Raw genomic sequence first — 23,906 nt, forward strand, 5'->3', positions numbered from 1 at the left:
GAATATGGAAAGTATCTTATCATCGGGGGGCTGCGTCATCGGCGCGCAATAAAATATCTGATGTAGGTCAATGAGATAAACCCGGAAAGTCGCTAACATATCGTGGCACATGCCTTGCTAACCCCTATCCCGAGCAATTCATAAGCTTGTCAGGGGAGGTCCAATGGAATTCCAGGTGGGGAAGCATGATCTGACGCGGCACGGCCTGAATGAGGTCGATGCCGCGACGGTTGATCATTTTCTTGGCGCAGCAGACGAGGCTGGTGCGATCGCCGTGCTGCTGTCGGCGGGCGATCCCAACCGCTTTCCGGAGGCGACCGACGTCGCCGTGGTGCTGCCAGAGCTGATCGCCGCATTCGGCGGCCGGCTGCGCGGTGCGGTCATCGCGCGCGGCGACGAGAGCGCGCTCGGCCAGCGTTTTGGCGTCCGCGTGCAGCCGACGCTGATCTTCGTCGCCAAGGGCGAGACACTGGGGCTGATCGCCAAGATCCAGGACTGGTCAGTCTATGTCGACCGCATCACCAAGCTGATCGACCGGCCGCGCGGGCAAAGCGCCGCGGTGGCCGTCACCATCGTGCCCCAGCACCGCACACAAGGTGTCGAGTTATGAAAGTCGGATTCTGGGATGCGCCCGAAGGCGCCGAGCAACCGGTCAGCGTGTTTCCGATCGGCGAAGAGAGTCTCAATGCATCGAAAGGAAGCCTCACGGCGGCCGGTGCGCTCGCCAAGCTTGCAACGCTCGACAGCGCGGAGCTTGCCAGGAGCTGCCCAAACGCGGTCGCGCTGCTCTCGCGGATCGCAGATGCGATCGCGGGCCAGAAAGCCGACGCGCCGTCGCAATTGTTCCGGCTCGCCAATCTCAACGATCTCGAGAGCAAGCTCATTGCCGATGTGCTCGGCGAAGGCGAGGTCGCCGGCGTCGTCGCGCTGCCGGATGGATCGCTGGCGCAGATCCAGGAATCGGTACTGGCAGGGATCTGGCGCGTGCGGCTCGAGACCGACGCCAACCACGAATACCTCGAGATCGGCGCCGTACCGGAGATCGTCAAGCGCGCGGCCGCCGACCTGACATCCGCCGATTTCGAGATCGGACAGGTGCCTGAGGGTGCCATGAACGTGCTGCCGGTGCTCGCCGAGATCCGCGAGCGCGCGCTCGCGTGGCGGCCCGGCATCCGCTCGCAGATCATCAATTTCACGCTGTTGCCGATGAGCCCGGTCGACATGAGCTTTTTGCAGGACACGATCCGGAACGGACCGATTCAACTGGTGTCGCGCGGCTACGGCACCTGCCGCGTGCTGTCCACCGGCATCCGCAATGTCTGGTCCGTGCAGTTCTTCAACGCCATGGACACCATCATTCTCGATACGCTCGAAGTCGGCGGCGTGCCGACTGTTGCGCTGGCCGCGGACGAGGATTTCGAGGATTCCGCCGAGCGGCTCAAGGAAATCATCGAGGCCTATTTCAAATGAGCGCCTTCGAGAATTTTGGCGTGCGCCAGGACGTCACCGACGTCACGCGGCTGGAATGCGGCATCTGCTGGACCGTCTATGATCCGGCTGACGGTGACGATGTGGCGCAGATCGCGCCCGGCACGCCGTTCGCGGCGTTGCCGGAGGAGTGGCACTGCCCGAATTGCGACGCCCCGAAGTCCAAGTTCATGGCGATCGAATCATGACCGGGAGCGCGCCAAATCCGGACGCCGACGCCGTGGCATGGGGCGATCTCCTGGCCGGAAGCTATCGGGAGATCGGCGAGCGCGCCATGCGCGATCTGCCGATCTACAACGATGCGCTCGGCGTCGAAGCGGTCGGCTTCCGCGCCTTCAACGGCACGATCGTCGGCATCATGGTCACGCCCTGGTTCATGAACGTGGTGCTGCCGGCGAGCGCGGTGGCACAGGCCACCTCGGGCGCGACCGCGCGTATTCGTTTTCCCGCGGGCGATATCGAGTTCACCATCAGCGAGGTCGGGCAAATCGGCCGGATCGCGAGCTGCTCGCTGTTCTCGCCGATGTTCCAGTTCGCCGACATGGACGCCGCGCGGGCGACGGCTGAAGCCGCGCTTGCCGAGCTGATGCTGCCGGCCGACAGCGAGGAGGCGGTTCGCCGCCGCGAGCCCGCGACAACCCCGATCGATCGGCGTAACTTCCTGCGGGGTACTCTGACGGAGCGGCGGGGATGAGCCTCTCGTTCCGCAACGAGATCGACATTACGGTGTGGCTCTCCGGCGCCACGATCGCCGACGTCGCGATCCAGCCGCGCAGCCGGCCGCCGCTGACGCGCCTGTTTGCGGGAAAGCCGGCGGCCTCGCTGCTCCCGGTGCTGCCGCGGCTGTTCTCGCTCTGCTCGGTTGCCCATCAGGTCGCATTCCTGTCGGCAGTGGAAGCTGCGCAAGGGCAGGAGGCGGCGCCCGCGACGGTGCGGCATCGCCTCACCGTGGTCGTCGCCGAACGGCTGACCGAATTGCTGCGCGGCCTCTTCGTCGGACGGCGCGCGCTCGACGGCACAAGCGCTGCGGCGATGCGCGCCGTGATGCAGGCGAGTGCGCTCCTCGGCGGTCCGAGCGAGGCCGTGCCGCAGGCCCTGCGTCGCGATGCGGTCGCGCAGATCAGGACCGCGGTCGGCACGCTGGGGATCTCCGAAGACCATGCGCTTGCGTCGGGCAGCGCGCTCGCAGCTTCCGTCGAGGGATGCGATGGCAGGCTGGTGTCGCGGCCGCTGGCCGAGCCGTCGTTCCTGACCGCGGCTAACGATCTCGATATCGTCGCGCGTCTGCTGGCGGACGGGGCGGCCTATTCCGATGCGCCGGACCTCTGCGGCCAGATTCCGGAAACCGGCGTCTGGGCACGCAGGGCGCACCGCGAAGAGATTTCATCGACGGCGGCGGGCCCCGCCGCGCGCCTGAGGGCGCGCATTGCCGAGGTCGCGCAGCTCTGCACCTGGCTCGATCACGGCGACGCGGATCTCGAACGCGGTATCGTGGCGAGCTATCGGCTCGGCGCCGGCAAGGGCGCGGCCGCGGTCGAATGCGCGCGCGGCCGGCTCTATCACGCCGTCGTACTCGACGACGAGGATCGCATCGTCAACTTCGAATTCCTGGCGCCGACCGAGTGGAACTTTCACGCCCGCGGTCCACTGGTCCAAAGCCTCAAGGGCGCGACGCTCGCCGCCGGCCGACCGGGCCAGGATGCGGTTCGCGCGCTGGTCGGTTCCTTCGATCCCTGCGTCGGCTTCAGCCTGGATTTTCGCGAGGCCGGCCATGCATGAGATGGCGCTGTGCGAAGGCATCATTGGCATCGTCGAGGAGGAAGCGCGCAAGCGCGCTTTCGCCAAGGTGAACGTCGTCTGCCTCGAGATCGGTGCGCTCAGCCATGTCGCGCCGGAGGCCCTGCAATTCTGCTTCGAGGCCGTCGCCGCGCGGACCATCGCGCAAGGCGCCAAACTCGAGATCGTCGAGACGCCGGGCACGGCGTGGTGCATGGCCTGTTCCAAAAGCGTCGAGATCAAGCAGCGATACGAACCGTGTCCGTCCTGCGGCGGCTATCAATTGCAGGTGACGGGCGGCGAAGAGATGCGCGTGAGGGAATTGGAGGTCGACTGATGTGTACGGTCTGCGGCTGCAGCGACGGCAAGGCGTCCATCGAACATGCCCATGATCATCATCATGATCACGGGCATGACCACGATCATGGTCACGACGGGCACCATCACCACCACCACGGTCATGACCAAGATCACCATCATCACCACGATCACGCCCACGGCGATGCCGGGCTGCTCGACTGCGGCGCTAATCCGGCCGGCCAGAAGATCGCCGGCATGAGCAGCGACCGCATCATCCAGGTCGAGCGCGACATCCTCGGCAAGAACGATAGGCTCGCCGCCGACAATCGCGCCCGCTTCCGCGCCGACGAGGTGCTTGCCTTCAACCTTGTCTCGAGCCCCGGCGCCGGCAAGACCTCGCTCTTGGTCCGTGCCGTCTCCGAGCTGAAGGACAGTTTTGCGATCGGCGTGATCGAAGGCGACCAGCAGACCTCCAACGATGCCGAGCGCATTCGCGCGACCGGCGTGCCGGCGATCCAGGTCAACACCGGCAAGGGCTGCCATCTCGATGCCGCCATGGTCGGCGAGGCCTATGACCGGCTGCCTTGGCTGAACGGCGGGCTGCTTTTCATCGAGAATGTCGGCAACCTCGTTTGCCCGGCAGCGTTCGATCTTGGCGAAGCCTGCAAGATCGTGGTGTTCTCGACCACCGAGGGCGAGGACAAGCCGTTGAAATATCCTGACATGTTCGCCGCCTCGTCCCTGATGCTGATCAACAAGATCGATCTCGCCTCGGTGCTCGATTTCGATCTCGCCAGGACCATCGAATATGCGCGGCGGGTCAACCCGAAGATCGAGGTGCTGACGCTGTCGGCGCGCACCGGCGAAGGCTTTGCGGCGTTCTATGCCTGGATCCGCAAGCGGATGGCGGCGACGACGCCGGCCGCGATGACGGCGGCGGAATGACAATGGGCGGCGAGGCTACAGCACTGGACGGACGGCGGCTGCGCCTGCATGTGCGCGGCGCGGTGCAGGGTGTCGGCTTTCGTCCCTATGTCTACGGCCTCGCCACGCGCTATCGCCTCGGCGGTTTCGTCGCCAACGATCCCCACGGCGTCATCATCGAGGTGGAAGGAGAGCGCGCGTCGGACTTCGTCGCGGCGCTGCCGCTCGAAAAGCCGCCGCTCGCCCGCATCGACGAGATCTCGGTGCACCCGGTCGGCGCCATGGCGAGCGAGGAGTTTTGCATCCGCGCCAGCAAGCAGGGCAGGGTATCGACGCGCATCGTCGCCGATGCCGCGACCTGTCCGGAATGCCTGAGCGAGCTGTTCGATCCCGCCAGCCGGTTTCATCGCTACCCCTTCGTCAACTGCACCCATTGCGGTCCGCGCTACACCATCGCCGAGCGGCTGCCCTACGATCGCCCCACCACCGCGATGAAGCGCTTCGCGATGTGCAAGGTCTGTGCGGACGACTATGCCGACGCCAGGAGCCGCCGCTTCCACGCCGAGGCGATCGCCTGCCCGCAATGCGGCCCAAGGCTCAGCCACGAGATCCAAGACATCGCCGCCGCGATTGCCGCAGGCAAAATCGTCGCGATCAAGGGGCTCGGCGGCTATCAGCTCATCTGCGATGCCCGTGACGAAGCGGCCGTGCAGCGGCTGCGGCAGCGCAAGGAGCGCGATCAAAAGCCGTTTGCCGTGATGGTCGGCTCGGTGGACGCGGTCGCCGGCATCGCCGATGCCGACGCTGCCGAGCTTGCGTTGCTCGAAATGGCGCCGCGGCCGATCGTGCTGATGACGTCCCGCCATAGGCTCGCGCCTGCGATTGCGCCGGGGCTGTCGCGGATCGGCATCATGCTGCCGGTCACCCCGCTTCATCACCTGATCTTCGAGGCGCTGAATTCGGTGCATAAGCGGGCCGGCGAAAGTTGGGCGACCGTCGCCACCAGCGCCAACCCCGGCGGCGAGCCGCTTCTGCTCGACAATCGCGAGGCGGAGCTGCGCCTTGCCGGCATCGCCGATCTCATCGTCACCCATGACCGCGACATCGTCACGCGCGCCGACGATTCCGTGGCGGCGGTCGTCGCCGGGCGGACGCGGTTCATCCGCCGCGCCCGTGGTTACGTGCCCGAGCCGGTTCGTCTCGCGCAGACCGTGCCGCCGATCCTGGCCGTCGGCGGCGCGCTGAAGTCGACCGTGACGGTCACGCGCGGCAACGAGGCCTTCGTCTCCCAGCATATCGGCGATCTCGACACCGCGGAAGGCGTCCGCTTCTTCGAGGAAACCGTCGGCCATCTGCTGTCGACGCTGGACGTCGAGCCGGTAGTTATCGCCCATGATTTGCACCCGAACATGGCTTCGACCCGCTTCGCCGAAGCGAGCGGAAAGCGGCTGATCGCGGTCCAGCACCATCATGCCCATGCCGCTTCCGTCATGGCGGAGCATGGCCTCACGGGACCTGCGTTGGCGCTGGTGCTCGACGGCTTCGGCCAGGGTAGCGACGGCGGCAATTGGGGCGGCGAGCTCCTGCTGTGCCAGAGCGCGCAGTTCCGGCGGCTCGGACATCTGGCGCCGATGATGTTGCCGGGTGGCGATCGTGCCGCGCGCGAGCCGTGGCGCATGGCCGCAAGCGTGCTGCATGGCCTTCGCCGCAGCGATGCGATCGCAACCCGTTTCGCGGCGCAGCCGCAGGCCGCACGTCTCTGCGCCATGCTCGAACAGCCCGGCGTGCCGGTGACGACCAGCGCCGGCCGGCTGTTCGACGCAGCGGCGGGATTGCTCGGTCTCTGCCCGGTGCAGAGCTATGAGGGCGAAGCCGCGATGAAGCTGGAGGCGCATGTTCGCACGCCACGCATCGCGAAGAGCGGCTGGACGATCGAGGATGGCGTGCTGTCCCTGTTTCCATTGCTTGCGCGGCTTGCGGCCGAGGGCATCGATCCGGTCGACGGGGCCGGGCTGTTCCATGGCACGCTTGCGGCCGCCTGCGTCGACTGGATCGGCCGCGCGGCGCGCGAGACCGGCATCACGACCGTCGCCTTGAGCGGCGGCTGCTTTCTCAACGCGATCCTCAGTTCCGAGATCGAGCGCGGCTGTATCGCTGCCGGCCTCTCGCCGCTGTTGCCGCGGCAAATGCCGCCCAATGACGGCGGTCTCAGCCTCGGGCAGGCCTGGATCGCCGCACTCAAACTCCTCGAACCGCAAGGCCAGGAAGGAACCGCCTGATGTGTCTCGCGATACCCGCTGAGGTCACAAAACTCCTGCCCGACGAGATGGCGATCGTCTCCATCGACGGCGTCAGCAAGGAAATTTCGGTCGCCCTGATCGAGGACCTCGCCGTCGGCGACTACGTGATCATCCATGTCGGTTACGCCCTGACCAAGATCGATCCGGAGGAGGCGAGGCGGACGCTCGAATTGTTGCGCGAGCTCAGCACCGAGGGACAGGGAGCCGCGTCATGAAATATGCCGATGAGTTTCGCGACAAGGAGATCGCGCTCGGGCTCGCGAAAGCGATCCGCGCGGAAGCCGATCCGCGAAAGCCCTATCGCTTCATGGAATTCTGCGGCGGCCATACCCACGCGATCTCGCGTTACGGCCTCGAGGACATGCTGCCGAAGAACGTGCGGATGATCCACGGGCCCGGCTGTCCGGTCTGTGTGCTGCCGGCCGGGCGCATCGACATGGCGATCCGGCTCGCCGAGCGGCCAGACATCATCCTGTGCGTCTATGGCGACCTGATGCGCGTCCCGGGCTCGCAGGGCGCATCGCTCCTGAAGGCGAAGGCCCGTGGTGCCGACATCCGCATGGTCTATTCCACGATCGACGCGATCCGGATCGCCGAGGACAATCCCGGGCGCGAGGTGGTGTTCTTCGCCATCGGCTTCGAGACCACGACGCCGCCGACCGCGGTCATGATCCGATTGGCCGGGAAGAAGCAACTCGAAAACTTCAGCGTGTTCTGCAACCACGTGCTGACGCCGCCGGCGATGCAGAACATCCTGGAGAGCCCGGACATCCGCAACATCGGCCGCGTCGAGATCGACGGTTTTGTCGGACCCGCCCACGTCTCGACCATCATCGGTACTGCGCCTTACGAGTTCTTCGCCGAGGAGTTCGGCAAGCCGGTGGTGATCGCGGGCTTCGAGCCGCTCGACATGATGCAGGCGATCCTGATGCTGGTGCGGCAGGTCAACGAGCACAGGCATGAGGTCGAGAACCAGTACAGCCGCGCCGTGAGCCGCGACGGCAATCTGCGCGCCAAGGAAGAAGTGTCCGACATCTTCGAGCTGCGCGATCAGTTCGAGTGGCGCGGGCTCGGGCAGGTGCCTTATAGCGGGTTGAAGCTGAAGCGCGCTTACGCGAAATACGACGCGGAGGTCCGCTTCGACATGAACGAGCTGCGCGTCGACGACAATCCGGCCTGCGAATGCGGCGCGATCCTGCGCGGTGTGAAGAAGCCGGTGGATTGCAAGCTGTTCGGCACCGTCTGCACGCCGGAGACGCCGATGGGATCCTGCATGGTCTCCTCCGAAGGCGCCTGCGCCGCGCACTGGACCTATGGCCGCTTCCGCGATCATCAGCAGAGGCGGGCGTCATGAAGGCCTATCAGCGCAAGCTCGACATCAGGAACGGCTGCGTCGACCTGTCCCACGGCTCGGGCGGCCGCGCCATGGCGCAGTTGATCTCCGGCCTGTTCCACGAAGCCTTCGGCAATGAATGGCTGGCGCGCGGCAACGACCAGTCGGCGTTCGACGTCCGCGCCGGGCGCATGGTGATGACGACCGACGGCTATGTGGTCTCGCCGCTGTTCTTTCCTGGCGGCAATATCGGCTCGCTCGCGGTGCACGGCACCGTCAACGACATCGCCATGGCCGGCGCGAAGCCGCTCTATCTCTCGGCGAGCTTCATCATCGAGGAGGGCTTTCGCTTCGCCGACCTCAAGCTGATCGCGGAGTCCATGGGGGCGGCGGCGCGCGAGGCCGACGTCCACATCATCACCGGTGACACCAAGGTGGTCGAGCGCGGCAAGGCCGACGGCCTGTTCATTTCGACCGCGGGCGTCGGCGTCGTGCCTGACGGGCTCGATCTGTCGGCCGAGAAGGCCCGCGTCGGCGATCGCGTCCTGATCTCCGGCACGCTCGGCGACCACGGCGTCGCCATCATGTCCAAGCGGCAGAATCTCGCTTTTGAGACCGAGATCGTCTCGGACTCGGCGTCGCTGCACGATCTCGTTGCCAGGATGGTGCAGGCCGGCGGTCGTGGCATCCGCCTGATGCGCGATCCCACGCGCGGCGGGCTTGCCGCGACGCTGAACGAGATCGCCCAGCAGTCCAACCTCGGCTTCCATCTCCTCGAGGAGGCGATCCCGGTGAAGCCGGGCGTGGCGGCGGCTTGCGAGCTGCTTGGACTTGATCCGCTTCACGTCGCCAATGAGGGCAAGCTGGTCGCGATCGTCGCGCCGGAGGCCGCCGGAGCGGTGCTGGCCGCGATGCGGGCGCATCCGCTCGGCCGCGACGCCGCCGACATTGGCGAGGCCGTTGCCGACGATCATCATTTCGTGCAGATGGCGACGAGCTTCGGCGGCGGTCGAATCGTCGATTGGCTGTCGGGCGAGCAACTGCCGAGAATCTGTTGAGGCTTCGAGATGCGCATCCTGCTGCTATCGCACTCCTTCAACAGCCTGACGCAGCGGCTCCATGTCGAGTTGCGCGAGCGCGGCCACGAGGTTTCGGTCGAGCTGGACATCCACGCCGACGTCACGCGCGAGAGCGTGGCGCTGCATCGGCCGGACCTGGTGATCGCGCCGTTCCTGAAGCGCGCGATCCCCGACGACGTCTGGCGGAGCGTGCGCTGCCTGGTCGTCCATCCCGGGCCGCCCGGCGACCGCGGTCCGGCCGCGCTCGACTGGGCGGTTCTGGAAGGCGTCGCCGAGTGGGGCGTCACGGTGCTACAGGCGGATGGCGAGTTCGATGCCGGTCCAATCTGGTCGTTCCGCAGCTTCCCGATGCGGTGCGCGGCCAAGTCCAGCATCTACCGCAACGAGCTAACCTCCTGCGCGGTCGCAGCCGTGCTCGAAGCGGTCGCTGCGATCGAAGCCGGACAGGCTGCCCCGCAGCCGATGCAGGCGGGTGACCCGCGCATTCGCGTGCGCGGACCTTGCCGTCAGGCGGACCGGACGATCGACTGGCAGCACGACAGCACCATGACCGTGCTGCGCAAGATCAACAGCGCCGATGGCATGCCGGGCCTCGTCGATAGCCTGTTCTTCCAGGAGGTCAGGCTGTTCGATGCGCACGAAGCGCACGATATCTCCGGCGTGCCCGGCACAGTCATCGCGCAATGCGAAGGCGCGCTGGCGCGTGCCACGGTCGATGGCGCGGTCTGGATCGGCCATGTCAAGCGACTCGCGCCGAAGAGCCTGAAGCTGCCCGCGGCGAAAGTCTTCGCCGCGGAGGCGGCGTATTTGCCGCACCGGCCTGGCTGCGGCTACGCCCCGATCCGATATCGCGAGCATGGCGAGGTCGGCGAGCTCGCGTTCTCCTTCTACAACGGCGCCATGGCGACCGGTGACTGCGAAGCCTTGCTCGGCGCCTATCGCGCTGCGCTGGAACGCCCGACCAGGGTGTTGCTGCTGACCGGCGGCCCCGACTATTGGTCGAACGGCATCCATCTTGCCGAGATCGAGGCAGCCGAAAGCGCCGCGGACGAGTCCTGGCGCAACATCAATGCGATCGACGATCTCGCCCGCGCGATCATCGAGACCACCGATCGCCTGGTCGTCTCGGTCATTCGCGGCAATGCGGGTGCCGGCGGCGTGTTCCTGAGTCTTGCCGCCGACGAGGTTTGGGCGAGCGACCAGATCATCCTCAATCCGCATTACAAGGACATGGGCAATCTCTACGGCTCGGAATACTGGACCTATCTGCTGCCGCGCCGTGCGGGGGCCGCGAACGCAACCCGGATCACGCAATGCCGGCTCCCGATGGGCGTGGCGGAAGCCCGGCGCCTCGCCATCGTCGACCGCGTGCTGTCGGGCGAGGCGCTCGCCGACGCAAGCCTCGTGCAGAGCGGCGCAGCCATGGCGTCGGATGCCGGCTTTGCCGCGCGCCTTGCCGCCAAGCAGCAGCGGCGGGCCGCCGATGAGGCCGAAAAGCCCCTGCAATCCTACCGCGACGAGGAGCTGCGGCGGATGAAGCTGAATTTCTACGGCTTCGATCCGAGCTATCATGTCGCGCGCTACAATTTCATCCATAAGGTACCGAAGTCGCGCACGCCGCTGACCATCGCAGGTCACCGTATCAGGCGTGCGCCAGGTCGGCCTGTCGGCATGGCGGTGTCATCGTGAGCATTCAGGGAACCATTCTCGTCGTCGACGACGAGGTCCGCTCGCAGGAAGCGTTGCGGCGCGTGCTCAGGGAGGATTTCGAGGTGCTCTGCGTCGGCAACGCGACCGATGCGGAGAAGCTGCTGGAGGGCGAGATCGTCCACGCGATCCTCTGCGACCAGCGGATGCCGCACGAATCCGGCGTGAGCTTCCTGAAGCGCGTCCGCGAGCTCTGGCCGGACCCGGTGCGGATGATCATTTCCGGCTATTCGGAGTCCGAGGACATCATCGCGGGACTGAACGAGGCCGGCATCTATCAATACATCACCAAACCCTGGCAGCCGGACCAGCTGGTCGAAACCGTCAAGGAGGCGGTTCAGCTCTATCGGCTGCAGAAGGAGACCGAGACCGCCGGCGTCGACGTCAAGGCGACCTCCGGGCACATCAAGAAGGTCGTCTCGGTCAAGCGCGGGGTGGCCAAGCAGCTCTACGATTTCGACCGCATCGTGCATTCGACGGAAAGCCCGATGCACGCCGTGATCGAGCTCGGCAGGCGCGCAGCCGACTACGATATCTCGGTTCTGATCACCGGAGAATCCGGCACCGGCAAGGAGCTTCTGGCTCGCGCGATCCATTACGGCTCGGCGCGGGCCAACAGGGCGTTCGTGGTCGAGAACTGCGGCGCGCTGCCGGACGAGCTCCTGGAAAGCGAGCTGTTCGGTTGCAAGAAGGGCGCCTTCACCGGCGCCTACCAGGATCGCATCGGCCTGTTCGAGGTCGCCGATGGCGGCACGATCTTCCTCGACGAGATCGGCGAGACCTCGCCGGCGTTCCAGGTCAAGCTGCTGCGTGTGCTGCAGGAGAGCGAGATCCGGCCGCTCGGCGCGCAGCGCGTGCGCAAGGTCGACGTTCGCGTGGTGGCGGCGACCAATCGCGACCTGGAGGCGGAGGTCGAGGCCGGCCGCTTCCGGCGCGACCTGTACTACCGCCTCGCCGCATTCCCGGTGCACATGCCGGCGCTGCGCGAGCGCCCGATGGACATCCCGCTGATTGCGGAGGGCGTGCTGTCGGCGGTCAAGAGTTCCTTCAACCGGCCGAATCTGCGCTTCGCGCGTTCGGCGCTGGAGGAATTCGGCAAATATCACTGGCCGGGCAACGTACGCGAGCTCCAGAACGAGATCCAGCGCATGGCCGTGCTCGCCGACCGGGACGAGCTGGCCGCGCCACCGCTGCTCGGCCGCCGCAACGGGAAGCGATCCGCGCCGCTGCCGGCCCACGGCAGGCTGAACGGATCGGCCTCGCTGAAAGACAAGGTGGAGGATCTCGAGAAGTCGGTTATCATGAACTGCCTGGAGAGGAACGACGGAAACATCAGTCGTGTCGCCAGCGAGCTGGGTCTCTCACGGGTAGGGCTCAGGAACAAGCTGTCCAGGTATGATCTGAGAAAAAATGCCAAAGGCGACGCATTCTCCTGAAGCGAGCGAGGCGGATTCGCTGCTCAAGCTGGTCACCAGCGGCGGCGCGATCGAGTTCGACCGCGAGCGCGAAGGCGCCTGGATCGAAGTCATCCGCAAGATGGACGAGGTCTATTCGGACCTGTTGCGCTACGAGGTCGACCTCGAGCACAAGAACGCGGAGCTCGAGGAGGCGCAGGCCTTCGTCACCAACGTCATCGAATCCGTCTCGGACATCCTGATCGTCTGCGACGCCAGGGGGATGGTGCAGCAGGTCAATTCCGCGTTCCAGCATGCGCTCGGCCGCAGCGTCGGGGACGTGGTCGGCAGGAACATCGCCGACGTCATCGATGCCGCCGACGGCGCCAAGCTGGTGCCGCTATTGAAGCCGCGCGGCACGCCCGACGTCGTCGACGGTGAATTGAGGTTCGCGACGGACGGCGGCAGCACCGATCTGTTCGCGATCAACAGTTCGCCGCGGCATGACCATCGCGGCCGCTTTATCGGCGTGGTGCTGACAGGGCGGCCGATCGGCGAGCTGCGCCGCGCCTATGAGGCGCTGCACAAGGCCCATCAGGAATTGCAGCGCGCCCAGCGGCAGCTGGTCGAGCAGGAGAAGATGGCGAGCCTCGGCCGTCTCGTCGCTGGCGTCGCGCACGAATTGAACAATCCGATCAGCTTCGTTTACGGCAACATTCACACCTTGATCCGCTACCGCGCGGCCATCGTCGCCTATCTCGACGCGATCCACGGCAAGGGCCGGGCGAGCGACCTCGCCGCACTGAAGAAGAGCCTGCGCATCGACGAGGTCATGGAGGATTTCGGCCCGCTGATCGAGGGCACCATGGAGGGGGCGGTCCGGATCAGCGAGATCGTGAAGAATCTGCGCCGGCTCTCCTTCAGCAAGCTCGGCGAGGTCGAGCGCGTCAATATCGAGCGTTTGATCAACACCGCTGTGCTGTGGGCCGTCCGCACCAAGCAGGTGCGCATCGACCTGCAGATGGAGCTCGAGCCGGAACTCTGGATCTCCGGCAACGAGGGACAGTTGCACCAGGTCATCGTCAATCTTGTCGAGAACGCGATCGACGCAATGCGCGACACCGAATTGCCGCGGCTGGTCGTCTCGGCGGCGCGCAAGGGCAACGAGATCCTGTTCCGGATTTCGGACAACGGTCCGGGAATCGACAAGGATCACATCAGCCACATCTTCGAGCCGTTCTTCACGACCAAGCGGGTCGGCGAGGGCACGGGACTCGGCCTCTGGATCAGTTACGGCATTGTGCGCGAGCACGGCGGCGAGCTTCTGGCTGCGAACGAGCCGGACGGCGGCGCGACGTTCTCTTTTGCTTTGCCGGCTGCGTAAACACTGGCGCGCAGCTCTTTGACGAAGGCTATCGATACGTCCTCAGGACGTGAGTTCGCCTGTGTCGGCGCGGCGCCTTGCAGCAAGCAAGACTTCTCTCATCTGCTTGACCACCGGCGGCTCACTGCTTGACCGCCGGCGGCTCAATTGCCCCTGGCGATTCAAGGCCGGGAGCTTGACGATGTCCACCGCCCATCCGAGGCTAACCACCAGCCTTCTCCGCGCCTCCTGGAAATTCGCTGTCCTGAGGCTGACACGGAGCAAGGGGCGGCCATGGATTTCCTGGGCGCGTTTCCCCAGTCTAATCTGAATGCAGTACCGGCCGTCCGGACGGCGGTGGAGATAGGCCGGGCGGGCCATGTCATTGCCTTTCCAGGGACGATGCATCCCGGCGAGATGAATCGCCCCTGGCTCGAACTCAAAATCTCAGGCAAAGCATTGTTTTTTCGATAGAATTACTGTCGCAGGGGATGTGGTAGCGTGCCCCTCTCCCGCTACCAATTGTTCCGTACAAATCACTCGAGCGTTGCGATCCGCTCATTCTTCAACATGCGAAGCTGCGTGGCGAGAACGCTTGTGGCTGCCGGTGCCATCGGCCTTAGGTTGTCTAGAGACTGGATTGCTCTTAGATGGCAGAATGTTCGAAGTTGCTCCCTTTCGGATATGCCCCCGCTGCGAAGGCGAATCGTTCGGCACTCTGTCTGTCGGGGGCACCCGCGTTGTCAAACGCTGTAAAGCATGCGCGTACTCACATGACGAGGTACTTCCTGACGTCGATAAGCGCGTCGTTTATCTTGATCAATTTGCGGTAAGCGAACTCTACAAGACCAAAACGAAGACGCGGAAACCGGGTGCGCCTCGCGAACAATTTTGGCAGGATTGCTACGCGCTCGCCAATCGTGCCTACCTGAGACAGCAGGTAATATTTCCGGCCTCGAATCTCCATTCGGATGAGACGATTGTTTGGCATTCTCCGGCCGAGTTGCGCCTTGCACATGAAATGTTCAGTGGGGAAACCTCGTTCGAGAGGACGGATGCAATCGCCACACAGCAAGAATGGGAATTTGCGAAAGCCTATTTAAAGGGCGAGCCGCCGCCGTCCCTCGGCACAAGTGTTGACGAGATCATTTTTGGAACTCGCAATGTTTGGCTGCCCATCTACCATATCAGTGTGAACTCAGATTATTCAGTCTTCGCGCCTGGATTGCGACAGGACAAGGCGGTTGCCGAAGCGAGCCACAAGCAGTTGGCTGATGTTTGGGTCAAGAAGAGGCCGACTTTCAATGACATTTTGCAAAACGAGTTATCGAGCTACGGCTCAGCGATGCGGGAAGCTCTGAGCGTGCAAATAAGTAGAACGCAGGCGGCGATTGTGTCCGACGACCCCACCAGTGTTTTGGATATCCGTTTCGGATTGATCGGCCGCTATGCACGATTATCCGCACTGTTTGAGCGTAATGGTGTGCCTGCGAAAGACGCGTTTAAGGAGGTGCTGAATTTTCTGGAATGGCCGGGAAATCAGCAGCAGCCGGCACACAAGATTTTTGCTTATCTGTTCGCTGCGCTGGGTTGGAGAATCTCGTCGGGCCAGCGCCCGGTAATGAACGCAAGCATCCTGAACGACTTCTCCGCGATATCGACATATGCCCCATACGTCGACGCGATGTTCGTGGATAGGCAGTGCGCATCCTTATTGAAGCAAGGGCGTCTCCGCTCCGAACTCAGTTACAAAGCTCGCATCTTCTCGATGAGCGATCCGCAAGAGTTTTTGGATTACCTGAAAAGCTTAGGAGATGCCGCAACCGTGGATGTAGGCGAGTTCGCTTGTGATCTCTATGGCTCGGAAGCATAGGCGGAGTCGAAATCAAGAATTGCGCTGACCGTACGTAGGATGGGTAGAGCACTTGCGAAACCCATCATGCTTCTTCGTTGCCAGAGCTTGATGGGTTTCGCTTCGCTCTACCCATCCTACGAGCTAAGGGCTTAGGATCACTTTATCTCGCGCCCTTTTGTATTCCAGTAACGGGGAAACGGCGTCGTAGGAATGATATCTGGCGTAGACACTCTTCGCATGCCGCTCGCGAAGATCGGCTAGAGCGTCAGCCCAGTAAGCAACCATTGCGCGGCGAACTCCTTCGCGCGCAAAGAAGCGTTCGGCCCTTGCAAAATCTTCATCAAAGCTCACGCTTACCGCTCTTTCGGCCGCCTTGTATTCGGCCCGTCGAACGTCCCCGCCGTGTTGGCCGAGCCACATGATCGTGTTTGGGTACTCCAAAATCAGGCGGTCCAGCACGAGGTGATGCGAAAACTTGCCGTCGGTTGACGTGCGGGTGCTAAATGCAACTTCATGCGATCCAATATTCAATGTGAACCAGCGGCCTCCATTCGTCTGTGGGAGCACGCTCAAAGTCCAGGAGCCCTGCATGTCGAGGTTTCCGTACAACCCCGAGAGCTGAAATAAATTGAAAAGAAACAAGATCACATCGGGGTTATGGAAGAGTTGATCCGTCCTTTCACTATCAACCCGGAGAGGTGCGCTTATCCGGCGCAATTCCTTCCTCGCCTCGTGAGGAGCGACGCTGAACAACTCATTCGTACCCTCTACATTGACCTTTCGGTCAATAAAATGGCGGTGCGTTGCGCTCTCGACGACCGTGCTGTCCGTGACATGAACGAAGTCTGATAGCTCCCACGGTCCGTGAGCTGCGTACGCTTCACCCCCATTTATTCCGCGCAAGCGTTCGCTGATGGGCCGCTCAGTACGGCCGATTTTTATGTGATCACTGTTCGGCGAAACGAGAATATAGACGAAGCCATGCGGCATACGAACGCCCCTCATACCCAGGCGACACGTTTATCGAGATGACGCGGAGAAGGGAAATAGACAAATGGTCTGAGCCGGCCCTGCTTTGTGGCGTCCGTTGGCGCGAGCGCCTTCGACGGGAAAAGCATAAAGGATTGCCCGCTTCAGGACGCGTCGGTCAAAATCCGCCCTGTGTCGCCACCCCGTCAACCCCTCCCCACAAAAATATTCCACTTTACCGAAATTCGGAAACGGCGTATGTCTCGCCCATCCCGGCTCATCCTTGAGGGGCGATCTTGTGTCGTCACGTTTCGCGAGCCGGGCTTGCGGTGGACGCGGCAGCGTCGGCACGAGACGGTGCGGGCAGGGCGGGTAGTCCCTGTGAGCTCGAAACCGCGTGCGGACGAACGGCGCTGCTAGGCTTCGTCTCGGCTGTAAGTTTCCGGCTCCGTCGACAGGGTCGGGAAAACTGCGGCGAAATGGCGGGCCGGGCGTACGGCAAAACCGTGTGGTCCTGGCCGTCGTTGCTACGGTCAAGCTTTCGCGGAGGTGTGTGCGAGCCCAACCGGGCGGACAGCATCGTCAATTCGCGAAGTGAGGGAGGCCAGAGGGAAAGTTCGGCTCCCGGGAGAGCACGGCATAAGCCGTCCAACCACTGCGCAGGGAAGGCCGAGTGATTGGCTACACCTGTATGCTGCTGTGCGGTTCTTTTGCGCTACATCTTCGCGCAGCGGACCGCGGGTGCCGGCTGGCACCCGGCCTTCCCTGCGCCCTCTTGGCTAACGAGGGTCGAGCGACGAAGCAAAGCTCGGGCGACATGCGCCGCGAGGACGGGAAGGCGTGTCCGCTGTTTGACAGGTCACGCATCTTGCGGCGCGGCTGCGCCGGCGATGCGTCGCCGTGCCGGCAGGAACAACCCCGCGATCGCGCCGGCCAACGACAGCGTTGCGGCGAGGCTCATCGCCGCGGCAAATCCGCTCTCGAAATGCGCGGCCGAGTAGGCCCCGCCGTTGGCCGAGAAGGTCGCCACCAGCGCGGCGATGCCGAACATGCCGCCGAGGAAGCGCCCCATGTTGAAGACGCCGGACGCCTTGCCCATTTCGGCCACCGTGACCGAGCTCAGGATGGCGTTCTGCGCCGCCGGCATCGCCATCGAGACGCCAACGCCGGCCAGCACCAGCGGCGCGACCAGGGCGGAGTAGGGAACCGCGGGATTCACGATCTCGGCGATCCAGCCAAGGCCGATCGCCTGCATCAGCAATCCCGTCACCACCAGCGGCCGCTCGCCGAACCTGTTGACGACCGCGCCGGCCACAGGGGCGGTGACGAACAGCGTCGCTGTCCAGGGCAGCAGGCGAAGTCCGGCGCCGAAGGCATCGAAGCCCAGCGTGGTCTGCAGGAACTGCGGCAGCAGGAACACCACGCCATACATCGCGGCGTAGAACAGGACGCTTGCCGACATGCCGGAGGCGAGGGCACGCGATGCAAACAGCCGCATCGGCACCATAGGCGCGGCCGCGCGCAATTCCCAGAACACGAAGCCGGCCGCGAGCACCAGGCCCGACATCAGCGTGCCCATGACCTCGGCGCTCGCCCACCCCACGGCGTTGCCGCGCAACAGGCTCCAGACCAGTGCGAGCGCCGCAAGCGCCACGAGCGACAGTCCGGGGATGTCCAATGCGGCGGCCGGTCCGAAGCTTTCGCGCAACCGCGCCAGCACCAGGGCGATCGCGATCAGGCCGATCGGCAGGTTGATCCAGAACACCCAGCGCCAGCCGAGATGTTCGGTGATGAAGCCGCCGATGGCGGGGCCTATGATCAGCGCGCAGCCGGTGATGCTGCTGAAAATGCCGAGTGCGCGGGCGCGCTCCTCGCGGCCGAACGTGCCGCTCAGGATCGCCATTGCGAGCGGCATCACCAGCGCGGCGCCGGCGCCTTGCAGCGCGCGGGCGGCGATCAGCGCAGTGGCGTTGCCGGCGAGCGCGCAGGCCGCCGATGCAACGACGAACAGGGCGATCCCGGCCGCGAACATGCGGCGGCGCCCGAAGCGGTCGCCGAGTGCGGCGCCCGTCAGGAGCAGCACGGCGAAGGTCAGGTTGAAGGCGTTGACGGTCCATTGCAGCGTCTCGACCCGGCTGCCGAATTCGGCGCGGATGGCCGCGAATGCCGTCGTGATGATCATGGCGTCCAGCGCCATCATGAAGGATGCCAGCGCGGTGACGCCAAGCACCCAGTTCTGCTCGGCGCGATTGGTCGGGGTCTGCATCGCCCTCTCTCCGTGTCTCGCGCCACCCTGTCGCGGCGCGTTCTGCGGGCTAGACGAGGCCGGAGGGGCAAAGGATGCGCCCAAAAATAATCTTTCCCGGGCCGCATCCTTCGGCTGCCGGCAAACGTCCTAGGGGTGAGGCGGCCGCGAGCCAGGTCGCGACATGAAAAAAGGAGCGCGCGATGAGAAGGACGTTGATCAGGTACAAGACCAAGCCGGAACTGGCCGACCGGAACGCCGAGCTGGTTGCGGCGGTGTTTGCGGAATTGAAGGCGGAGAGCCCAGACGGCGTGCGCTATCTGACGCTGCGGCTGGAGGACGACACCTTCATCCATTTTGTCGAAGCCGCGGCCGAGGACGGCTCGAGCCCGATCCCGAAGCTCAGGGCGTTTCAGGCGTTCCAGGACGGCATCCGCGACCGCTGCGCGGAGCCGCCGCTGGTTCGTGACGTGAGGATCGTCGGCAACTATCGTATGCTGGACGAGTCCTGAGCAGGCGAGGCGGAGGAACAATGGCGCCAGACCCCCTGGCCACCATCGATATCGAGTCCCTGCTGGCGGGGATGCGGCCGAAGCTGCATCGCTACTGCGCACGCATGGTCGGCTCGGTCATCGACGGTGAGGACGTGCTGCAGGATGCGCTGATCAAGGCGATGGAGGCGCTGCAAACGGTCACGCCCGCCGTCAATCCGGAGGGCTGGCTGTTTCGCATCGCGCACAACACCGCGCTGGATTTCCTGCGCCGCCGCAACCGGCAGGAGGCGCTGCATTCGGCTGAGGAGGTGGAGATGATTGCCGACCAGCTCGATGATTTGGAAAGCCGCCAGATCGCTGCGACCAGCCGGCGCACCTTCATGCGGCTGCCGGTGGCGCAGCGCTCCAGCGTGATCCTGATGGACGTGCTCGGCTGCTCGCTTGCCGAGGTCTGCGACATCATGGATTTCAGCCTGCCGGCGGTGAAGGCCGCGTTGCATCGCGGGCGCACGCAGCTGCATGAGTTCGCCGAGCAGCCCGACGATGCGCCACGAGCGGAGCTGTCGGAAGCCGACCGCACGCGGCTCAACGCCTATGTCGGCCATTTCAATGCCCGCGACTTCGACGCCATCCGCGAAATGATCGCCGATGACGTCAGGCTCGAGCTCGTGAACCGCACCAGGTTGAAAGGCAAGGCCGAGGTGTCGCGCTATTTCGGCAATTATTCGAAGGTCAGCGACTGGCACCTGGTGACGGGGCAGGTCGACGGACGTCCCGCGATCCTGGTGTTCGATCCCAATGAGCCGAACGGGCGGCCGAAATATTTCATGCTGCTGAACTGGTCCGCCGACAAGCTCGCCATCATCAGGGATTTTCGCCACGCGGCGTACGTTATCGATGCCGCCGAGTGCGTGGTGGATAGAGGGTGAGCGTATGAGCGAACGCAGCGCCCCTTCGCCGTACTTGAACGGAAAGAAAGTCGCATTCACCCTCGTCCGGAGGGCAATGATGCGGTTGAGACAGCGCTCGTCGCGCTCCTATGTCCCCCTCAACTCCGATACCAACTCCCCAGATTCCACGTCGTGACGTCCCAGCCCGAGATGTCGGTCATGAGGCTGTTGACGGCGCCGCCGACGATGTTGCGCGACAGCAGCGGCACGAGCACGTTGGCTTCGCAGAAGATCTCGTTGACCTTGATCAGCAGCGCGGCGCGCTTGACCGGATCGAGCTCGCTTTGCGCGGCCTTGTAGGCCTTGTCGGCCTCGGGATCGGACCAGCGCGAGACGTTGCGGCCGAGCCATTTGTTCTCCTTGGACGAAATCTCCCAGGAGACGCACTGGTTCAGGAAGCGCTCGGGATCGGGCTGCGGCTGCGTCGTGTTGTACATCTCCATGTCGCAATAGAGCTTCGAATAGGTGTCGGGGTTGCCGACATCGGACGAGAAGAACACCGATGCCGTGACCGACTTGATCTCGATGTCGATCCCGGCCTTCTGGCAGGCCTGCTTGATGATGGCCTGCGTCTTCTGCCGCGGGGCGTTGATCGAGGTCTGGAAGACGTATTTGAGCTTCTTGCCGTCCTTCTCGCGAATGCCGTCAGCGTCCATCTTCCAGCCGGCCTCGTCGAGGATCTTGTTCGCCTTGTCGACGTTGAACTCGTATTTCAGTCTGCTCGACTTGAACTGGCTGGGCTGGTTGACGAAGCTCGCCGTCGCGACGGCGGCGCGGCCGTAGATGAATTTCTGGATTGCCTCGCGATCGACCAGCAGGTTGAACGCCCGGCGAACGGCCGGATCGGACAGCGTTGGGTGCCTGGTCTTGGCGTTCGAACGCTCGCCGTCGACCTCGGTCCACGGGTCCGTCGTGTTGAGGACGATGAACTCGACGCCGCCGGAGAGCGTGAACTCCACCTTGCCTTTGCCGCTGGCCTCCATGCGCTTGAGGACTTCGTCCTCCACCAGCAGGTTCCAGGCATAGTCGTATTCGCCGGTCTGCAGCACGGCGCGCGCGGCGGAGACCGCATCGCCGCCGCCCTTGACCTCGAGCGTGTCGAAGTATGGCTGGTTCTTGACGTGATAGTCGGGGTTGCGCTCGGCCAGGATCAAATCGCCCGGCTTGAACTCGACGAATTTGTACGGGCCGGTGCCGACCGGCTTCAGATTGCCCGGTGCGTCGCGCGACTTCGCGCCGGCATAGTCGCCGAAATGATGTTTCGGCAGGATCTGGCCGACCGCGCCGACGAAGGGGTCGGCCCAGAACGGGGTCGGGGCCTTGAAGATGACCTTGACGGTGTGGTCGTCGATCTTCTCGACCTTGATGTTCTGGTAGGAGCCCGTGGTGTACGCCGCCGTCGCCAGATCTGCGGCATATTGCCAGGTGAAGACGACGTCGTCGGCGGTGAAGGGCTTGCCGTCATGCCACCTGACGCCCTGCTTCAGCTTCCAGGTCACGCTGGTGCCATCCGGCGAGAGGCCGCCGTTCGCCTTGGTCGGAACCTCCGCAGCGAGGCAGGGGATGAGGTTGCCCTCCCTGTCCCAGCCGGCGAGCGGCTCGAAGAAGATGCGCGAGGCGACCTGGTCCTTGGTGCCGAGCGCGAAATGCGGATTGAGCAGGGTGGGGGCCTGCCAGATCAGGATCTTCAGCGGGCCGCCGCCGCCGGCCTTGGTCGGCTTGTATGGCAAGGTGGCATCCGCCATCGCCACGTCGTTCCAGAGCAGAATCTGGCTTGCAACGGGCGCCGCGATCCCGACCGCGGCCATTGTCCGGATGAATGAGCGCCGCGACAGCGTGCCGTCCTTCACCTCCGCGATGGCCTCGCGGATTTCGTTCTCGTTCATCGGATGAGCTCCACCTTCGCGCAGAAAAGTCGTCACCGGCGGCCCATCATGTTGCATCGCGGGCAAGGCGGCAATGCCGACAAGGCGGGGAACCCCTGCGGCGAAATGGCGAAGGTGTGTATGGCGCGGTCGTGCCGTCGCGACGATGCATCGCGCCCAGCCGGGCGGGGCATCGTCAATTCGCCTTCGCTAGTCGCTCCGCACATAGCGCCAGAGCAGGTCGGCGATTTCGAGCCGCCGCTGTGCCTTGGCCTTCTGCGAGGACATGTCGGTTGCGAATTGCGCCTCGAACGTATGCCGGTTCGCGACCGAGAAGAAGCAGAGCGCGTTCAGCGACATGTGCAGTTCGATCGGATCGATGCCGGGTCTGATCGCGCCGGCGCGAACGCCCCGGTCCAGCACCGCGGCGATCTGGCTGACAATCGGCCGCGTCATCTCCTTGAGCTTCTTGCTGCCCCGGATGTGCCGTCCGCGATGGATGTTCTCGATCGTGACCAGCCGGACATATTCCGGGTTGGCCTGGTCGAAATCGAAGGTGAACTCGGCCAGCCTGCGAATCGCGGCCTCCGGCGCGAGCGCTTCGAGGTGAAGATCCTGCTCGGCGACGCGCATCTTGGCGTAGGCCATCTCGAGCACGGCCGTGAACAGCTCTTCCTTGGATTTGAAGTAGTAGAAAATCAGCCGCTTGGTGATGTTGGCGCGTGCGGCGATGGCATCGGTATTGCCGCCGGCGAGGCCGTTCTCGGCGAATTCCGCGAACGCGATCTCCAGGATCTCGCGCTTGGTGCGCTCCCGGTCGCGCCGCCGCACCGGCGGCTGCTTCGCGTCCTCCGCGACGGGCTTTTCCTTGGGTCTCATCCGGCGGTTCGGTCCTTTGCATCCGGCCAGGCCTGCTTGCCCCACCCTCCATAGCGCAATCGGCGGTCCTTGACATCAATTATCCCATAGGTTAATTCTAATTAACCTATGGATTAATTATCTATGACGGATCTCGGCCTTGCTCATCTGACGGCCCTGGACCTTGCGCCTGTCGCGCTTGTGGCCGAGGCCGCGCGTGCCGGCTTCAGCTTCATCGGCCTGCGCGCGATCCCTGCGACTGCCGGCGGACCTGCCTATCCGACGCGGATGGGAACGGACGCGCACCGCGAGCTCAAACGGTCTCTCGCCGGCGAGGGAGTGCGACTGAACGAGATCGAGTTCGTTCAGCTCACGCCTCGCATCGACATTCCGGCGCTCGCGGGCCTGTTCGAAGCCGCAGCCGATCTCGGCGCGGTGGCGGTCACGGCATCGGGGGATGACGACGATCCGGTCCGCCTCACCGCGCATTTCGCTGATCTCTGCGACCTCGCGCAGCAATTCGGCCTGCGTGTCGACCTGGAGTTCATGCGCTGGCGCGCGATTGGCTCGCTGCCGCAGGCCGCGGCGATCGTGCGTGGCGCGGGCAAGGCCAACGGCACCATTCTCGTCGATGCGCTGCATCTCCATCGTTGCGGCGGCAAGCCGGGCGACTTGATCTCGATTCCCGCGCACTATTTGCGCGCCGCGCAGATCTGCGACGTCGTCGCGGATATGCCTGCGAGCGATGCCGCCATCATCGCTGAAGCGCGCGAAGGCCGGTTGCCGCCGGGCGAAGGCGCCTTGCCGCTCGGCGAGCTCCTCGAAGCGCTTCCGGTGGACGCGAGCCTCAGCGTCGAGATGCCGTTGCCGGCCTTGGCGGTGCGGCCCCGGCTCGCCACCGCGTTCGACGCCACGAGGCGCCTGCTCGAGCATCGGCCACGGGGAGCGTGGCGGCCAGACCATCGCCGCGAAGCCGGCGGCCCAATCCAGATACGGACGACGTGAG

General features: G+C 64.5%; 24 protein-coding genes. 19 read left to right on the forward strand and 5 right to left on the reverse strand.

Features of this window, described 5'->3' with window-relative positions; all coding sequences use genetic code 11:
* The first annotated feature begins 163 nt into the window (after positions 1-163).
* Genes AB5K84_RS11225 through AB5K84_RS11290 form a run of 14 tightly spaced genes read left to right on the forward strand, consistent with a single transcriptional unit; the run spans position 164 to position 13,685 of the window.
* Complete coding sequence (locus AB5K84_RS11225; RefSeq protein WP_011089675.1) at positions 164-610, forward strand: hydrogenase expression/formation protein HupG; 447 nt, start codon at positions 164-166, stop codon at positions 608-610.
* Positions 607-1,470: a hydrogenase expression/formation protein gene (locus AB5K84_RS11230; RefSeq protein WP_011089674.1), complete on the forward strand. Its 864-nt coding sequence runs from the start codon at positions 607-609 to the stop codon at positions 1,468-1,470. Before AB5K84_RS11225 ends, AB5K84_RS11230 begins: the two co-directional genes overlap by 4 nt.
* A complete protein-coding gene (locus AB5K84_RS11235; protein ID WP_011089673.1) occupies positions 1,467-1,676 on the forward strand; it encodes a rubredoxin in 210 nt (69 codons plus the stop codon). Before AB5K84_RS11230 ends, AB5K84_RS11235 begins: the two co-directional genes overlap by 4 nt.
* The gene (gene hybE / locus AB5K84_RS11240) at positions 1,673-2,182 is read left to right on the forward strand and encodes a [NiFe]-hydrogenase assembly chaperone HybE (protein ID WP_011089672.1); all 510 of its coding nucleotides are present in this window, start codon (positions 1,673-1,675) and stop codon (positions 2,180-2,182) included. The genes AB5K84_RS11235 and hybE overlap by 4 nt, the downstream gene beginning before the upstream one ends.
* Positions 2,179-3,267, forward strand: coding sequence for a nickel-dependent hydrogenase large subunit (locus AB5K84_RS11245; RefSeq protein WP_011089671.1), 1,089 nt, complete (start codon positions 2,179-2,181; stop codon positions 3,265-3,267). Before hybE ends, AB5K84_RS11245 begins: the two co-directional genes overlap by 4 nt.
* Positions 3,260-3,601 (forward strand): hydrogenase maturation nickel metallochaperone HypA, encoded by a 342-nt coding sequence (gene hypA / locus AB5K84_RS11250; protein ID WP_011089670.1) that lies wholly within the window; start codon positions 3,260-3,262, stop codon positions 3,599-3,601. Before AB5K84_RS11245 ends, hypA begins: the two co-directional genes overlap by 8 nt.
* Entirely contained in the window at positions 3,601-4,509 is a 909-nt protein-coding gene (gene hypB, locus AB5K84_RS11255; protein ID WP_011089669.1) for a hydrogenase nickel incorporation protein HypB, read from the forward strand. The genes hypA and hypB overlap by 1 nt, the downstream gene beginning before the upstream one ends.
* Positions 4,506-6,767, forward strand: a complete 2,262-nt coding sequence (hypF, locus tag AB5K84_RS11260) for a carbamoyltransferase HypF (RefSeq protein ID WP_011089668.1) — start codon at positions 4,506-4,508, stop codon at positions 6,765-6,767. Before hypB ends, hypF begins: the two co-directional genes overlap by 4 nt.
* Positions 6,767-7,003, forward strand: coding sequence for a HypC/HybG/HupF family hydrogenase formation chaperone (locus AB5K84_RS11265; protein ID WP_011089667.1), 237 nt, complete (start codon positions 6,767-6,769; stop codon positions 7,001-7,003). Before hypF ends, AB5K84_RS11265 begins: the two co-directional genes overlap by 1 nt.
* Positions 7,000-8,142, forward strand: coding sequence for a hydrogenase formation protein HypD (gene hypD, locus AB5K84_RS11270; RefSeq protein WP_011089666.1), 1,143 nt, complete (start codon positions 7,000-7,002; stop codon positions 8,140-8,142). The genes AB5K84_RS11265 and hypD overlap by 4 nt, the downstream gene beginning before the upstream one ends.
* Positions 8,139-9,179 carry a hydrogenase expression/formation protein HypE gene (gene hypE, locus AB5K84_RS11275; protein WP_011089665.1) on the forward strand — a complete coding sequence of 347 codons (1,041 nt, stop codon included), beginning with the start codon at positions 8,139-8,141 and terminating at the stop codon, positions 9,177-9,179. The genes hypD and hypE overlap by 4 nt, the downstream gene beginning before the upstream one ends.
* A 9-nt stretch (positions 9,180-9,188) precedes the next feature.
* Entirely contained in the window at positions 9,189-10,889 is a 1,701-nt protein-coding gene (locus AB5K84_RS11280) for a hydrogenase maturation protein (protein WP_011089664.1), read from the forward strand.
* Positions 10,886-12,343 carry a sigma-54-dependent transcriptional regulator gene (locus AB5K84_RS11285; protein ID WP_011089663.1) on the forward strand — a complete coding sequence of 486 codons (1,458 nt, stop codon included), beginning with the start codon at positions 10,886-10,888 and terminating at the stop codon, positions 12,341-12,343. The genes AB5K84_RS11280 and AB5K84_RS11285 overlap by 4 nt, the downstream gene beginning before the upstream one ends.
* Positions 12,318-13,685, forward strand: coding sequence for a sensor histidine kinase (locus AB5K84_RS11290; RefSeq protein ID WP_011089662.1), 1,368 nt, complete (start codon positions 12,318-12,320; stop codon positions 13,683-13,685). The genes AB5K84_RS11285 and AB5K84_RS11290 overlap by 26 nt, the downstream gene beginning before the upstream one ends.
* A 42-nt stretch (positions 13,686-13,727) precedes the next feature.
* Here AB5K84_RS11290 and AB5K84_RS11295 read toward each other — a convergent pair whose 3' ends face one another.
* The gene (locus AB5K84_RS11295; RefSeq protein ID WP_038965639.1) at positions 13,728-14,045 is read right to left on the reverse strand and encodes a DUF6538 domain-containing protein; all 318 of its coding nucleotides are present in this window, start codon (positions 14,043-14,045) and stop codon (positions 13,728-13,730) included.
* On the opposite strand from AB5K84_RS11295, the gene AB5K84_RS11300 reads away from it, so the two are divergent.
* Positions 13,959-14,138, forward strand: coding sequence for a hypothetical protein (locus tag AB5K84_RS11300; protein ID WP_133415034.1), 180 nt, complete (start codon positions 13,959-13,961; stop codon positions 14,136-14,138). The genes AB5K84_RS11295 and AB5K84_RS11300 overlap by 87 nt on opposite strands.
* Before the next feature lie 184 nt (positions 14,139-14,322).
* The gene (locus AB5K84_RS11305; RefSeq protein WP_162494147.1) at positions 14,323-15,537 is read left to right on the forward strand and encodes a hypothetical protein; all 1,215 of its coding nucleotides are present in this window, start codon (positions 14,323-14,325) and stop codon (positions 15,535-15,537) included.
* A gap of 123 nt (positions 15,538-15,660) precedes the next feature.
* On the opposite strand, the gene AB5K84_RS11310 is transcribed toward AB5K84_RS11305, so the two are convergent.
* The gene (locus AB5K84_RS11310) at positions 15,661-16,509 is read right to left on the reverse strand and encodes a GIY-YIG nuclease family protein (protein ID WP_441232395.1); all 849 of its coding nucleotides are present in this window, start codon (positions 16,507-16,509) and stop codon (positions 15,661-15,663) included.
* 838 nt (positions 16,510-17,347) lie between these two features.
* Positions 17,348-18,754, reverse strand: coding sequence for a DHA2 family efflux MFS transporter permease subunit (locus AB5K84_RS11315; protein WP_011089659.1), 1,407 nt, complete (start codon positions 18,752-18,754; stop codon positions 17,348-17,350).
* A 182-nt stretch (positions 18,755-18,936) separates the two neighbouring features.
* Here AB5K84_RS11315 and AB5K84_RS11320 point away from each other — a divergent pair, with 182 nt between their 5' ends.
* Both AB5K84_RS11320 and AB5K84_RS11325 read left to right on the forward strand, forming a co-directional pair.
* On the forward strand, positions 18,937-19,245 hold the full coding sequence (locus tag AB5K84_RS11320) for a hypothetical protein (protein ID WP_011089658.1): 309 nt from the start codon (positions 18,937-18,939) through the stop codon (positions 19,243-19,245).
* Positions 19,246-19,265: 20 nt separating this feature from the next.
* The gene (locus tag AB5K84_RS11325) at positions 19,266-20,156 is read left to right on the forward strand and encodes a sigma-70 family RNA polymerase sigma factor (RefSeq protein WP_441232396.1); all 891 of its coding nucleotides are present in this window, start codon (positions 19,266-19,268) and stop codon (positions 20,154-20,156) included.
* A 119-nt stretch (positions 20,157-20,275) separates the two neighbouring features.
* Here the strand turns inward: AB5K84_RS11325 and AB5K84_RS11330 are convergent, their stop codons facing one another.
* Both AB5K84_RS11330 and AB5K84_RS11335 read right to left on the reverse strand, forming a co-directional pair.
* Positions 20,276-22,063 (reverse strand): peptide ABC transporter substrate-binding protein, encoded by a 1,788-nt coding sequence (locus AB5K84_RS11330; RefSeq protein ID WP_038965642.1) that lies wholly within the window; start codon positions 22,061-22,063, stop codon positions 20,276-20,278.
* A gap of 189 nt (positions 22,064-22,252) precedes the next feature.
* Positions 22,253-22,921, reverse strand: a complete 669-nt coding sequence (locus AB5K84_RS11335) for a TetR/AcrR family transcriptional regulator (RefSeq protein WP_028174210.1) — start codon at positions 22,919-22,921, stop codon at positions 22,253-22,255.
* 123 nt (positions 22,922-23,044) lie between these two features.
* Here AB5K84_RS11335 and AB5K84_RS11340 point away from each other — a divergent pair, with 123 nt between their 5' ends.
* Positions 23,045-23,905 carry a sugar phosphate isomerase/epimerase family protein gene (locus AB5K84_RS11340; RefSeq protein WP_011089654.1) on the forward strand — a complete coding sequence of 287 codons (861 nt, stop codon included), beginning with the start codon at positions 23,045-23,047 and terminating at the stop codon, positions 23,903-23,905.
* Position 23,906: the final 1 nt, after the last annotated feature.

This window comes from Bradyrhizobium sp. 1200_D9_N1_1, from assembly GCF_052075915.1.
GTDB lineage: Bacteria > Pseudomonadota > Alphaproteobacteria > Rhizobiales > Xanthobacteraceae > Bradyrhizobium > Bradyrhizobium diazoefficiens.